Raw genomic sequence first — 12,560 nt, forward strand, 5'->3', positions numbered from 1 at the left:
GCGGTACTCCTCTACTGGGCGGCGGCTATTCGGCGCAGCTCGGCCCGCTGGACCTTCGCCGAGGCGGTCATCGGCAGGTCGTCGACGACCCGCCAGACCCGTGGCACCTTGAAGGGGGAGAGCCGGTCGCGGCAGTGCCGCTCAAGCTCGCCCGGGTCGATCCGCGCGCCCGGCCGGGGGACGACGAAGGCGACCACCAGCTCGCCCCAGCGCTCGCTGGGAGCGCCGACGACCGCCGCGCGAACGATCGACGGGTGACTGACGACGGCGTCCTCGACCTCCTCCGGCGAGACGTTCTCCCCGCCGGTCTTGATCATGTCCTTGAGCCGCCCGACGATCCGGCAGGCCCCCGAGGTGTCCATGACCGCCAGATCCCCGGTGTGCAGCCAGCCGTCCTGGTCGATCGCGGCCGCGGTCGCCTGGGGGTCATCGTGGTAGCCGCGGGTCAGCCGGGCTCCGCGCAGCCACAGCTCACCCGGCTCGCCCGGGACCACCGCCGTGCCGTCCGGACCGGCGATGCGAACGTCGGTGCCGGCCAGCGGCCGGCCGACGGTGTTGCGGCGCACCTCGGCGGGATCCGTCGGCGCCGAGAGCAGCGCCGAGCCGCACGTCTCGGTCATGCCGAAGGTGACGATGAGTCGGGCTCCGAACGTCGCCTCGACCCGGTCGACGAAGCCCGGGGTGACGGTCTGCCCGCCGGTGAACACCACCCGCACGCTGCCCAGGTCGGTGTCCCGGATCTCGGGCCTGGCCATGAGCAGGTCCAGCAGGGTCGGCGCCGACGACAGCACGGTGGCCCGGCGCTCGGCGACGAGCGCGAGCACGCGACCGGCCTCGAACGGGGCCACGACGTGCTCGCACCGCTGCCACAGCGCGCCCATCACCCCGAGCACGTTGCCGGCGGTGTGGAACAGCGGCATCGGGTTGAGCCACACCCCGCCGTCCGGAAGCCCGATCCGGTCCCGGAAGGCGTGCGAGGTCGCGACCATGCCGTGGTGGGTGATCCGCACGCCCTTGGCCCGGCCGGTGGTCCCGGACGTGAACTGGATCTGCGCCAGGCTCTGCGGATCCACGTCGGGCAACCGCGTGGGCGCCGCGCCGAGCAGGCTCCGCCAGTCCCCGGTGCACCGGTGCACCGCCAACGACAGCCCCGGGGCAAGGTCCTCGGCGAGATCGGCCGCCGGGTTGCCGCCGGCATCCTGCGCCGCGTAGATCGTGGCGGCGCCGGACAGGCGCAGTGCGTGTTCGAGTTCCGGCGGGCGGGACCGCGGGTTGATCGGCACCAGGACCATGCCGGCCAGCGCGACGCCGAGCTGGAGCAGCACCGCTTCGGGCCCGTTGACCAGGCAGGTGGCGATCCGGGCGCCCGGCTCGTGGCGGTCGAGCAGCCCGGCCGCCACCCGCTCCGCGTCGGCGAGCAGGTCCGCCGCCGTCCAGACGTGCTCCTGGGCCGAAGTGACCGTGCGGACAAGCGGATCCGTCGGGCCGAGCCGGGCGGCCCGGCGCAGCACGTCACCGACGGTGCGCTCGGCCTGCGCGGCGGCCGGCGCGGACAGCAGCTCGCTGCGCTGCAGGAGGTCGGTCATGGTCAGCCGAACGTGTAGCTCTTGGCGTTGGGACCCTCGAAGGTTTCCAGGACCTTCAGCCCGCCCTCGGCGTCGCGCGACGCGCGGGAGACGTAGACGGTGCGGGTCGGCGGCTTGGCCACGTCGGTGTAGTCCAGCGGCGTGGCGAACAGGCCCTTGGTGTCCAGGTTGGTGGTCTTCCGCATGGCGGTGACCACGCCTTCCGGCGTCAGGTCCTTCGCGTCGCACGCGCCCTTCAGGGCGGCCGTGAGCAGTTCGGCCTGCCCGTAGGCCAGCGGCACCTCCCAGCCGAGCGCCCCGTCGGAGTCCGCGGACTTGTACAACTCCCGGGCCGCCTGGACGGCGGGCTTGTCGACGCTGTACGGCGCGATGCTGGTCACCGTGTAGAAGTGCTCCAGCAGCGCCGGTCCGGCGGGGGTGCCCAGCAGTGAGGGCCCGAACGTGGGGGTGTTGCCGACGATGGGCACGTTCACCCCCTGCGCGGCGAGAACGCCGGCCAGCGAGGCGAGTTGGCCCGGGGCGGCGGCCAGGATCACCGCCGAGACACCCGCCTGGCCCAGGGCGGAGGCCTGGGCCGTGAGGTCGGTGTCCCGCGGCGTGATCTCCTGCGGCACGATCTCCAGCCCGTTCTGCTTGGCGGCGTACTGGGCCCCGGCGAGCGAGTCGTTGCCGTAGTCGCCCACGAAGTAGACGACGCCCACCTTGCTGCCCTTGGTCACGCCGAGCTTGCCGACGAGGTAGTCGATCGCGTTGGCGCTCTCGATGCTGTAGGTCGTGCCGGGAATCTGGGCGTTGCGGTACTTGAGCGCGACGCCGGCCCAGCCGTGGCCGCCGAGGTAGAGCCCGTCGGCTTCGGCCAGCGGCAGCACCGCGGCCGAGGTCGGACCGCCGAGCACCTGCTGCAGGGCCACGACCTTGGCGGCCATGCTGCGGTAGAGCGTGACCGCCTTCTGCGGGTCGTACCCGTGGTCCTGCACCTCGACCGTGACCTTGCGGCCGCAGATCCCGCCGTCGGAGTTCACCTTGTCGTAGTAGGCCTTCGTCTCGGTCACCTGGATCGCCGCGCCGGCCGCGAAGGGTCCGGAAAGGTCGGTGAGCATCCCCACCGTGATGGTGTCGGCGGTGACGCCCGCGCCGGTCTTGACGGTCCCGTCGCCGCCCCCGCCGCCCCCGGCGTCGGGGTCCTGCGTCGTGCAGGCGGCCAGAACGGCGACGCAGGCCGCAACGGCCATCGTCGTACGGGTGCGCTGCTTCATGGGGTGGTCTCCTTTGACCTGGTGGGGACTGCGGAGTTGGACGGTGGCGCTTCCGGCGGCGGGTCGGCGGCGGGCGGAGACGGGGCGCGCCGGAGCCGGCCCGCGGCGCCGGCGAGGCCGCCGCGGAAGAACAGCAGGACGGCGATGATGGCGGCGCCGTAGAGGAACCGGGACAGCGTGGCGGCGTCGAGTCCGCCCGAGCCGGGTGTCGCCAGAAACGGCAGTTCGGAGCTGTACTGGGTGAGGACCAGCGGCAGCGCGACGACGAAGACCGCGCCGGCCGCCGCTCCGGCGACCGAGCCGAGCCCACCCAGAACGATCATGACGAGAAAGTCGATGGACAGTTGCAGCCCGAACAGGTCGGGAGCGATCCGTCCGTAGGCCAGGGCCAGCAGCGCGCCGGCGACCCCGGCGTAGGCGGAGGAGATGACGAAGGCGGTGGCCTTGGCGCGGGCGACGTGGATGCCCATCGCCGCGGCCCCGACTTCGCTGTCGCGGACATTGGCCAGCGCCCGGCCGGTGCGGCTGGCCTTGACGTTGCGGGCCAGCCAGGCCGCGGGCAGGGCGACGGCCAGGAACAGGTACCAGAGCCGGTGCAGACCCTGGAACTCCACGCCGGCCACCGCCAGGTAGTCGGGGTCGTTGTTGCTGAAACTGAAGCCGGGTACCGAAAAGGGCGCGACGGCGCGTCCGTTGAAGCCCCCGGTGATCGCCTCGACGTTCACCATGAGGTGGCGGCCGAGGAAGACCAGCCCGATGGTGGCCAGGCCGAGGTAGATCCCCCGCAGCCGGCCGGAGATCGGGCTGAACAGGGCGCCGGCCACCGCGGCCACGACGCCGGCCAGGACCAGCCCGAGCACCGGGGAAAGGCCGAGTCCGGCGACGCGCCCGCCCGCCTCGCCTGCCGTCCAGGCGTAGGTGTTGGCGCCGAGGGCGACGAAGAACGCATGGCCGAGGGACAACTGGCCGGCCACGCCGACGAGCAGGGTCAGACCGATGGCGCCGACCACCGCGGCCATCGCGAACAGCCCGGTCTGCAGCCAGAAGTTGTCCAGGAACAGGGGAGCGGCCAGCGCGACGAGGAGGGCCAGGAGCACCGGGATCCGGCGCGGCAGCTCAGACACGGACGGCCTCCTTGCCGCCGAACAACCCCGAGGGCCGCACGAGCAGCACGAGGATCATCACGGCGTAGGGGACGACCTCGCCGAGGCCGCGGCCGAGAAAGTGGAGTTGGCCCTCGTAGCCGACGGCCAGGGCGGTGACCACCCCGATGACCAGCCCGCCGACGATCGCCCCGACGACGGAGTCGAAACCGCCGAGCACCCAGGCGGGGATCGCGGCGAAGGCGCTGAGCGCGAGGGTCGGGGCCACGCCGGGCGCCGGGAACGAGGCGAGGAAGACGCCGGCGATGGCCGCGAGCGCGCCGGCCAGCGCCCAGCCGGCGGCGCCGGTGCGGGAGCGCCGGATGCCCATCAGCGAGGCGGTGTCGCCGTCGGCGGCGGCGGCCCGCATCGCGACGCCGGCACTGGTGCGGGCGAAGAGGAACCACAGGGCGGCGAAGACGACGATGGCGACGCCGGCCGCGACCGCCCGGCTCGTCGGCATCCTGATGCCACCCAGCTCGATCACGTCGGCGCCCCAGGGCGCGCCGATCGTCAGCACCTGGTTGCCGATCCGGCGGGTCAGTTCGGTGAGCAGCAGGATGTCCACGCCGAGCATGAGGATCGCCGCCGTGCCGGGGTTGGCCTCGGCCAGGTTGCGGACCAGCACCGCGTTGATCAGCACGCCCAGCGCGGCCGCGCCGAGGATTCCCACGAGCACGGCCGGCCAGAACCCGATCGCGTCGTGCAGCACCGCGACGAGGTAGGCGCCGGCCAGCAGCACCGAGCCGTGCGCGAAGTTCAGCACGCCGGTCGAGGTGAAGACGATGACGAAGCCGACCGCGATCAGGCCCAGGATCAGGCCGTAGGACAGGCCGTTGGCCAGCTGGGTGAGGAAGTACGTCATGCCACCTCCCTCGCGGCCAGCGCTGCGGCGTCGTTGGCAGCGGCCTGCGTCCCGTTCACGGTCATGCCGCCGCCGTTCCGAGGTAGGCCCGCAGAACCTCGGGATCCTGCTGCACCTCCTGCGGTGTTCCCTCGGCGATCCGCCTGCCGAAGTCGAGGACGGTGACCCGGTGCGCGAGTCCCATGACGAAGGGCATGTCGTGCTCGACGAGCAGGATCGACAGACCCAGCTCGTGCGCGACCGCGCGGATCACCTCCGCCAGCGCCATCGACTCGCCGTGGGTCATTCCGGCGACGGGTTCGTCGAGCAGCAGCAGGGTGGGTTCGGCGGCCAGTGCCCGCCCCAGCTCGACCCGCTTGCGGTCGCCGTAGGACAGGGTGTGGGTTTCCCGGCCGAGGAGACCGTCGATGCCGAGCAGCACGGCGATCCGCCGCACGGTCTCCCGCTCGGCGCGTTCCTCCTTGCGGGCTCGGGGAAGTCGCAGCGCATGGGCGACGGCACCGGTGCGCAGGACCCGGTGCCTGCCGACGAGCAGGTTGTCCTCGACCGTGGCCTCCAGGGACAGGGAGATGTTCTGGAAGGTGCGGGCGATGCCGAGGTCGGCGATCCGGTGCGCGGGCAGCGCGGTGATCTCCGCTTCGCCGTAGTGCACCGCGCCCCCGGTCGCGCGGTAGGCGCCGCTCAGGACGTTGACACAGGTCGACTTTCCGGCGCCGTTGGGACCGATCAACGCATGGATCGTGCCGGCCTGGACGGTGAACGACACCGACGACAGCGCGGTGATGCCGCCGAACCGCACGGTAAGGCCGTCCACTCGCAGCTGCCGCGCCCGCACGGCCGACGACTGTCCCAAGTGGACCGGAAGCTCGGACGGCGGATCGCCCGGCGTCGTGCGGGCCGGGGATGTCGTTCCCACGCCGAGATAGCGGTCCCGGATGTCGTCGGTCGCCGCCAGGTCGGCCGAGGTCCCCGCCGCGGTGATCCGGCCGACCTCCAGCACATAGGCACGGTCGGCGACCCGCAGCCCCATGGCCGCGTTCTGCTCGATGAGCAGCACCGAGGTGCCCTGCGCGTGGATCTGCTCGATGATCCGCCCGATCTGCCCGACCAGTTGCGGGGCCATGCCGAGCGACGGCTCGTCGAGCAGCAGCAGCTTCGGCGAGGTCATCAGTGCCCGGCCCATCGCGAGCATCTGCTGCTCGCCGCCGGAGAGCAGGCCGCCGCGTTGGTGGCGGCGCTGCGCCAGGATGGGGAACAGGTCGAAGACCCGCTCGGCCGCCGCGGCCCGCGCCCGCGCGCCGCGGACCGGGACGGCCCCGGCCCGCAGGTTCTCCGCCACGGTGAGGTCGCGGAAGATACGCCGGCCCTCCGGCACCTGGACCAGGCCCGCCCGCACCACCCAGGCGGCGTCGCGGCCGGCGAGGTCCTCACCCTGGAACCGGACTGTTCCCGAGGTGATCGCCCCGCCGACGCCGCCAAGCGAGCGGGACAGTGCGCGTAGCAGCGTCGTCTTGCCGGCGCCGTTGCTCCCGAGGACCGCGACGACGGTCCCCTCGTCGACGCGCAGGCTGACGCCCCGCAGTGCTTCGATGGCGCCGTCGTAGGCCACGGAGAGGTCGTCCACGGTGAGGAGGGGAGCGGGCACGAGCATCCCCTTTGGGAAGACGTAGTGTCGGCCGTCACAGAAACGTAGATGCACACGTGACGTACGTCAACCATCCATCTAACGTTTGCAGAGGTCAGCGGGTGGCTGTCGGTCCGCCCGGGAGGAGGCGGGGATGAGTGCCGAGGCACTGGAGGGGCGCTCGTACGGGCACCGGCCGCAGGCGTTGGTCTTCAGCTTCTTCGGTGGCGTGGTGCACGGGCGCGACCTGCCGCCGATCCCCACGTCGGTCTTCCTGCGCCTGCTCGGCGGGCTGAGCGTCGCGGAGGCCGCCACCCGCGCCACCCTGGCCCGGATGACCCGCAACGGGCTGCTGGAGCGGATCCAGGCCGGCCGCGCGGCGCACTACCGGCTCACCCCGAAAGCCGACGCGGTCGTGCGCAAGGCCGCCCAGCGGGTCACCGCGACGGCCCCGTTCGACCACGCGGACGGCGAATGGACCCTGTTGAGCTACTCGATGCCGGAAAGCCGCCGGGACCTGCGCCATCGCGTCCGGGCGACGCTGACCTGGGCGGGGTTCGGCGGACTGCGGGACGGCGTGTGGATCGCGCCCGGCACGGTCGACGTGGCCGAGGTGCTCGCCGACGCCGGGCTCGACGAGGTCGCCGAACTGGCGGAGTGGTTCGCCGCCTCACCCCTGCCGGCCGTCCGGGTGGAACAGTTCATCCGCCGGGCCTGGCCGATCGACAAGATCCGCGAGCGGCACGACGACTTCATCGCGTCCTGGTGGGCCGGCCCGGGCGAGGAGGACCCGCTCGGCCAGATCACGCTGCTCGGCGCGGACTGGCTCCAGCTGTTGCGGACCGACCCCGGCCTGCCGGCGCGCTACCTCTCGGCCGACTGGCCCGCGGCTCAGAGCGTCGCGATCTACCGCCGCTGCTACGCCGCCCTGCTGCCGGCCGCGGAGCGCAGCCTCGACCTGGAGCTCGGTGGGAAAGCTTCGGTTTTCGTTGACGGTCGACAAAGCGGCCTCTAACGTCCTGGAGTATCCGCACCACGACGTGAGGACGCAGATGTCCCCTCGGATCCTCGCCACCGGTCTCGCCCTCGCCGTCTGCCTCGCCACCGCCGCACCCGCCCGCGCGGACGGCCCACCCGGCCCGATCCACGCGACCGGCGTCCTGTCCGACGGCCTGGCCCAGTGGGTCGCCGACATACCGGCCGACTGGAACGGCACCCTGATCCTGTACAGCCACGGCTACAACCCCACCCCGAACAACCCCGCCCGCAACGCGCCCGACCCCCAGACCGCCGCGGCGCTGCTCGCCCGGGGCTACGCCCTCGTCGGCTCCTCCTACGAGCGGTCCGGCTGGACGATGGACACCGCCGCGAACGACCAGCTGGAGACCCTGACCGTCTTCTCCCAACGGTTCGGCGTGCCCGATCGGACCCTGGCCCTCGGCACCTCGATGGGCGGTCTCATCACCGGACAGCTCGCCGAACGCCGCCACACCGGCATCGACGGCGCGCTGGCCACCTGCGGCCTGATGCAGGGCGGCGTCGATCTGCTCAACTACCAGCTCGACGGGGCGCACGCGATCGCCCAGCTGCTGGTGCCCGACGGCAACAGGGTCCAGCTGGCCGGCTTCGACGGCTCCCTGGCGGCCGTGAACGCATCGGTGCAGACGATGCTGGCCGCCCTCGCCGGCGCGCAGACGACGCCGCAGGGGCGCGCCCGCACCGCGCTGGCCGCGGCCCTGTACCACCTGCCCCGCTGGGCTCCCGGAGCGCCGCAACCCGCGCCGGACGACTACCTCGCGCAGGAACAGGCGCAGTACCAACAGTTCATCACGGCCCTGAACTTCACCTACCCGGCCCGGGTGGACATCGAGAACACCGTCGGCGGCAACCCCTCCTGGAACATCGGGGTCGACTACCGGGCGCTGCTGCCGCGTGCCGACGAGCGCAGGCAGGTCATCGCGCTGTACCGGCAGGCCGGTCTCGACCTGACCGCCGACCTGGACCGGCTGAGCCGCACGGCCGGCATCGCGCCGGATCGGCAGGCGCTGCGCCGGGCCACCGCGATCTCGGAGCTCACCGGCGACCTGCGGGTGCCGATGCTGAGCATCCACACCACGCACGACGTCCTCGCCCCGGTGCAGGTCGAGGAGGACTACGCCGAATCCGTCCGGCACTCCGGCGAGAACGCCTTGCTGCGGCAGGCTTTCGTGCACCGGTTGGGCCATTGCGCGTTCACCCCGGCCGAACTGGTGGCCTCCGTGCAAGCCCTGGAGCAACGAGTGCGCGCCGGTCACTGGACTCCCGCCGTGCGGCCCGACCGGCTCGACGCCGCGGCCGAGCGACTCAACCTGGGTGGCGCGGAGTTCCTCGAGGCGTACCGCCCGGCCGAGTGGCTGGGCGACCGCGGCGGAGCACTCCCCGGTCCGCACTGACCGACGCACATCCCGCGGAACCCTTGGTAACGCGGAGATGTGCTATGTCGTCTGCCGGGACCGTTGTGGAGCGAGCGCGGCGGGGCGGGACGGGTAGAGGTCGAGGGTGGTGTCCAGGCCGGTGACCTGGAGTGGCCGTAGCGTGGGCGGGCTCGAGGCGACGATGCGCAGCGCGGTGTGTGGGCCGGCGCGCTGGTGTGTTTCCAGGAGTACGGAGATTCCGGCCGAGCTCATGAACTGCACGGCGGAGAGGTCCACGACCAGGACCGGGGCCTGTTCACGCAGGACGTCCTGGAGGGTGTCGAGCAGTTGGGGGGCGGTGAAGGCGTCCAGTTCTCCGGCGACCTCCACCACGACGGCCAGGGGGTGCTGGTGGCTTACCGCGACGGCCAGGGGTGGTGGTCCGCGCAGGACGGCTGGGCTGGCGTGCTGATCGAGTTGTGAAGGCTGCACGGGGTGCCTCCCGGTCGTGATCGCGTCGGGCGCGTCGACTGCCGGGGTCCGGGGCAGCATCCAATGTTGGCTTTCATGATTGCGCGGTTGGCAGGTACTGGCAAGGCCGGGCGCGGCGCGGGTGGTCGCACCGGGCCGGGAGTAGGGTGAGAGTCGTTCTTGGCGTGGGCCTGGACCCCGCTGCGTCTGGACACAGCTCGACGTGGCGGAGGTGTCTTCGTGATCGGAATCAGGGTTGCCTGCGGCGGCCGGTGGTGACGGGTTCATCGGGCCGGCCCGAGCCGCCTGATGGGGTCCGTGCCGCGATCCACGCGGCGCTGCACGACCAGGCTTCCCCGCATGATCAGGCGGGCGACGTGGTGGGGCGGTTGTGCCAGGTCTGCATCGAACTGGTGGCGGTGGACGGTGCGTCGGTGTCGGTGATGACCGACGAGTCCAACCGGGAGGTCGTCTACGCCAGTGACGAGGTGATCGCCCACGTCGAGACGGTGCAGTTCAGCCTCGGCGAGGGCCCGTGCTTCGAGGCGTTTCAGACCCGCCGGCCGGTGTTGGTCCCGGACCTGGCGGAGGCGGCGACACCGGCGTGGCCGCTGTTCGCCGCGGAGCTGGCCGGCTGGCCGGTGGGTGCGATCTTCGCTTTCCCGCTGCAGACCGGGGCGGTCCGGATCGGGGCGATGGATCTGTACCGGCGCCGGCCGGGTTGGCTCAGCACCGAGCAGATCGCCATCGCCTTGCACGCCGTGGACGTCGCCACGACGGTGTTGCTCGGCGCGCAGGCCGGTTTCCCGGACGGGTCCGTCGACGGGTGGGCCGAGTTTCCGCTGCGCCGGGAGCAGGTGCACCAGGCGACCGGAATGGTGATGGCCGCGTTGCGCATCCCCGCCGGGCAGGCGCTGGCCCAGCTGCGCGGTTACGCCTTCGCCGCCGGCCGGGTGGTCGACGAGGTGGCTGATGACGTGGTGGCCCGCCGGCTGTCCCCGTTCGACCTCGACGGGTGAGGCGTGCGGAGGAGGGGATTACCCTCGGGTGCGGATGGATGGGAGCGGACGAGTGAGCGGTAGCGGATCTGCCGGCGACCAGCGGGAGTCTCGGCTGCTGGAGGCGTTCGTGCAGCTGGCCGACACTCTGGTCGACGACTACGACGTGGTCGACCTGCTGCACCAGCTCGTCGCGCATTGTGTGCGGATTCTGGAGGTGGACGCCGCGGCGTTGTTGCTGGTCACCCAGCGGCCCGGTGAGGAGCTGCAGGTCCTCGCCTCGTCCACCGAGCAGACCCGGCTGTTGGAGCTGTTTCAGGTGCAGACCAACGAGGGACCGTGTCTGGACTGTGTCCGCACCGGCGAGCCGGTTGTCGTGGCCGACCTGACCCAGGCCGCTGAGCGCTGGCCGCACTTCGCGTCCCGGGCGTTGCGAGAGGGGTTCTCCCGGGTGCACGCGGTGCCGCTGCGGCTGCGCGGTCAGACCATCGGCGCGTTGAACCTGTTCGGCAAGGGCGTCGGCGCGCTGCCCGATCGGGACCTGCTGGTCGCCCGCGCGCTCGCCGACACCGCCACGATCGGGATCCTGCAGGAGCGGGCCGTCCACCGTGGCGAGGTCCTCACCGAGCAGCTGGAAACCGCTCTGCACAGTCGGGTCATCATCGAACAGGCCAAGGGTGTGCTCGCTCAGGCCGGCGCGGTGGACATGGACCAGGCCTTCCAGGCGCTGCGGCGCTACGCCCGCGGCAGGCGGCTGCGGCTGAGCGACACCGCCCACCGTATCGTGGCCGGCACCCTCCATCCCGACGAGCTCCTGACGTCCACATAGGACGGGCGAGGCCGGCGCTGCGGGTTACCGCTTGCCTCGGTGGATCGTGTTGTGGACGAGGTCTTTGGTGCGGTCGAACAGGGACAGGGCCGGTCCGGCGAGGGTGTTGGCGGTGGCCGACTCGATGCCGGGGTGCGGGTGGGTGGGGGCGACGGCTTCGGCTGCCTTGACGACCTTGACCAGTGCCCGGAGCTCGGCGGCGGGGACGTCGCGGCGAAGGTAGCGGAACTCGTAGGCTTCCTCGTGGCTGGCGTGTTCGAGCACGCTGACGCGCAAATCGTCGAGGAGTCGGGGGAACTCGGGTGCGTCGGGCCCCATCTCCTCCAGCGCGGCCAGGGTTTGTTTGGCTTGGTGTTCCTCGGCGAGCCGGGCGTCGACGATGGCGCCGCCACCATCCAGGTGCAGGCGGGCCACCGGGTGCACGGCCTGCTCCTCGGCGGTCTCGTGCACGGCGAGCAGCCGTACCAGCTGCTGGAAGGCCTGGTGTTTGGCTTTGCCGGTGGCCGTTTCGACCTCGAGGAACAGGTCGCGGATCTGGTTGTGTTGCTGGATCAGCAGGTCCACCACGTCCTGCTTGGGCGCGGCGTCCTTCGGCGCGGCGCCGTTGGTCGGCGTGGTGCGCGGCTTCTTCTTGCCGGACCCGTTCTTCCGCAGGGTGATCATGCGGGCGCCGATGTCCTGGAGTTGTTTGCGTCCAAGACCTTTGCGGACCTGGGGGAACCAGTCCTGTTCCTCATCGGTGATGTGCCGGGTGACAGTTTCGATCAGCACGGTGGTTTTCGCGGTGAAGCGCTCGTCGTCGGGCTTCATGGTGGCCAGTTCGGCGCAGAGCACCTCGGCCACGTGATGTTCTTCGGAGTTTTCCAGGACGTCCCGATCCAGTTCTGGTAGCAGGCTGCGGACCTGCGGATACATGCATTCGTCTTCGCGCTGGCGGTAGGTGGCCAGGGCGGGGAGGATGCGCCGCACGGCGGCGGCCTTGCGGGCGGGTGTGTTCGCGGACTGGAACTCGCGGAACAGGCGGCGGATCTCCTTGTGGTCTTCCCTGAGCAGGACGATGGCATCCGTGGACATGGACGATCCTTCCGCGCTGGGTGGGCAAGTCTGTTCGAGCCCTACCCAGGCTCGTGGAGCGCGAAACGGTGGTCACCGGATCGGTGGGCGGTGGAATAGGGCGGGCATCGGTGGGTAACCGGCCGGTTTGGCCCTTCGTCTCCCAGTCATTGGACGGACCCAGATGACCTTCAATCCTTTTGAACAGCAGGGAATCCCGCTCGACCAGCAGCTCCGCAACTGGCGCGAGCTCAACGTGTTGCCGGTGGACCCCGATCACAGCGACCCGTACACCAAATGCCGGATCATCGCGATGAACGGCATCGAGGTCGAGGCGATCATG

Annotated in this window: 11 protein-coding genes; 4 read left to right on the forward strand and 7 right to left on the reverse strand. The window is 71.6% G+C overall.

Annotated elements, in window-relative coordinates; all coding sequences use genetic code 11:
- Positions 1 to 11: 11 nt before the first annotated feature.
- The 5 genes from VFO68_RS07360 to VFO68_RS07380 form a co-directional block, all read right to left on the reverse strand.
- A complete protein-coding gene (locus VFO68_RS07360) occupies positions 12 to 1,586 on the reverse strand; it encodes a class I adenylate-forming enzyme family protein (protein ID WP_325157413.1) in 1,575 nt (524 codons plus the stop codon).
- 2 nt (positions 1,587 to 1,588) lie between these two features.
- Positions 1,589 to 2,842 carry an ABC transporter substrate-binding protein gene (locus tag VFO68_RS07365; protein WP_325157414.1) on the reverse strand — a complete coding sequence of 418 codons (1,254 nt, stop codon included), beginning with the start codon at positions 2,840 to 2,842 and terminating at the stop codon, positions 1,589 to 1,591.
- On the reverse strand, positions 2,839 to 3,966 hold the full coding sequence (locus VFO68_RS07370; protein ID WP_325157415.1) for a branched-chain amino acid ABC transporter permease: 1,128 nt from the start codon (positions 3,964 to 3,966) through the stop codon (positions 2,839 to 2,841). Before VFO68_RS07370 ends, VFO68_RS07365 begins: the two co-directional genes overlap by 4 nt.
- Positions 3,959 to 4,849, reverse strand: a complete 891-nt coding sequence (locus VFO68_RS07375; protein ID WP_325157416.1) for a branched-chain amino acid ABC transporter permease — start codon at positions 4,847 to 4,849, stop codon at positions 3,959 to 3,961. Before VFO68_RS07375 ends, VFO68_RS07370 begins: the two co-directional genes overlap by 8 nt.
- Positions 4,850 to 4,910: 61 nt before the next feature.
- Positions 4,911 to 6,494: an ATP-binding cassette domain-containing protein gene (locus VFO68_RS07380; RefSeq protein ID WP_325157417.1), complete on the reverse strand. Its 1,584-nt coding sequence runs from the start codon at positions 6,492 to 6,494 to the stop codon at positions 4,911 to 4,913.
- A 133-nt stretch (positions 6,495 to 6,627) separates the two neighbouring features.
- Here VFO68_RS07380 and VFO68_RS07385 point away from each other — a divergent pair, with 133 nt between their 5' ends.
- Together VFO68_RS07385 and VFO68_RS07390 are read left to right on the forward strand one after the other, a co-directional pair.
- Positions 6,628 to 7,488: a PaaX family transcriptional regulator C-terminal domain-containing protein gene (locus tag VFO68_RS07385; RefSeq protein WP_325157418.1), complete on the forward strand. Its 861-nt coding sequence runs from the start codon at positions 6,628 to 6,630 to the stop codon at positions 7,486 to 7,488.
- Between the two features lie 37 nt (positions 7,489 to 7,525).
- Positions 7,526 to 8,905 carry an alpha/beta hydrolase gene (locus tag VFO68_RS07390; RefSeq protein WP_325157419.1) on the forward strand — a complete coding sequence of 460 codons (1,380 nt, stop codon included), beginning with the start codon at positions 7,526 to 7,528 and terminating at the stop codon, positions 8,903 to 8,905.
- 42 nt (positions 8,906 to 8,947) lie between these two features.
- On the opposite strand, the gene VFO68_RS07395 is transcribed toward VFO68_RS07390, so the two are convergent.
- On the reverse strand, positions 8,948 to 9,358 hold the full coding sequence (locus VFO68_RS07395; protein WP_325157420.1) for an STAS domain-containing protein: 411 nt from the start codon (positions 9,356 to 9,358) through the stop codon (positions 8,948 to 8,950).
- A gap of 254 nt (positions 9,359 to 9,612) precedes the next feature.
- On the opposite strand from VFO68_RS07395, the gene VFO68_RS07400 reads away from it, so the two are divergent.
- Positions 9,613 to 10,356, forward strand: a complete 744-nt coding sequence (locus VFO68_RS07400) for a GAF and ANTAR domain-containing protein (protein WP_325157421.1) — start codon at positions 9,613 to 9,615, stop codon at positions 10,354 to 10,356.
- Positions 10,357 to 10,408: 52 nt separating this feature from the next.
- Complete coding sequence (locus VFO68_RS07405) at positions 10,409 to 11,164, forward strand: GAF and ANTAR domain-containing protein (protein WP_325157422.1); 756 nt, start codon at positions 10,409 to 10,411, stop codon at positions 11,162 to 11,164.
- A gap of 24 nt (positions 11,165 to 11,188) precedes the next feature.
- On the opposite strand, the gene VFO68_RS07410 is transcribed toward VFO68_RS07405, so the two are convergent.
- Positions 11,189 to 12,238 (reverse strand): hemerythrin domain-containing protein, encoded by a 1,050-nt coding sequence (locus tag VFO68_RS07410; RefSeq protein ID WP_325157423.1) that lies wholly within the window; start codon positions 12,236 to 12,238, stop codon positions 11,189 to 11,191.
- Positions 12,239 to 12,560 lie beyond the last annotated feature (322 nt).

Source organism: Actinophytocola sp. (assembly GCF_035712165.1).
Classification (GTDB): Bacteria; Actinomycetota; Actinomycetes; order Mycobacteriales; family Pseudonocardiaceae; genus DASYTH01.

Excerpts from the sequence above, each read along its gene's own strand:
- VFO68_RS07375 (WP_325157416.1), bottom strand. The coding sequence starts at position 4,849 with ATGACGTACTTCCTCACCCAGCTGGCCAACGGCCTGTCCTACGGCCTG.
- VFO68_RS07390 (WP_325157419.1), top strand. The coding sequence starts at position 7,526 with ATGTCCCCTCGGATCCTCGCCACCGGTCTCGCCCTCGCCGTCTGCCTC.
- VFO68_RS07410 (WP_325157423.1), bottom strand. The coding sequence starts at position 12,238 with ATGTCCACGGATGCCATCGTCCTGCTCAGGGAAGACCACAAGGAGATC.
- VFO68_RS07365 (WP_325157414.1), bottom strand. The coding sequence starts at position 2,842 with ATGAAGCAGCGCACCCGTACGACGATGGCCGTTGCGGCCTGCGTCGCC.
- VFO68_RS07360 (WP_325157413.1), bottom strand. The coding sequence starts at position 1,586 with ATGACCGACCTCCTGCAGCGCAGCGAGCTGCTGTCCGCGCCGGCCGCC.
- VFO68_RS07385 (WP_325157418.1), top strand. The coding sequence starts at position 6,628 with ATGAGTGCCGAGGCACTGGAGGGGCGCTCGTACGGGCACCGGCCGCAG.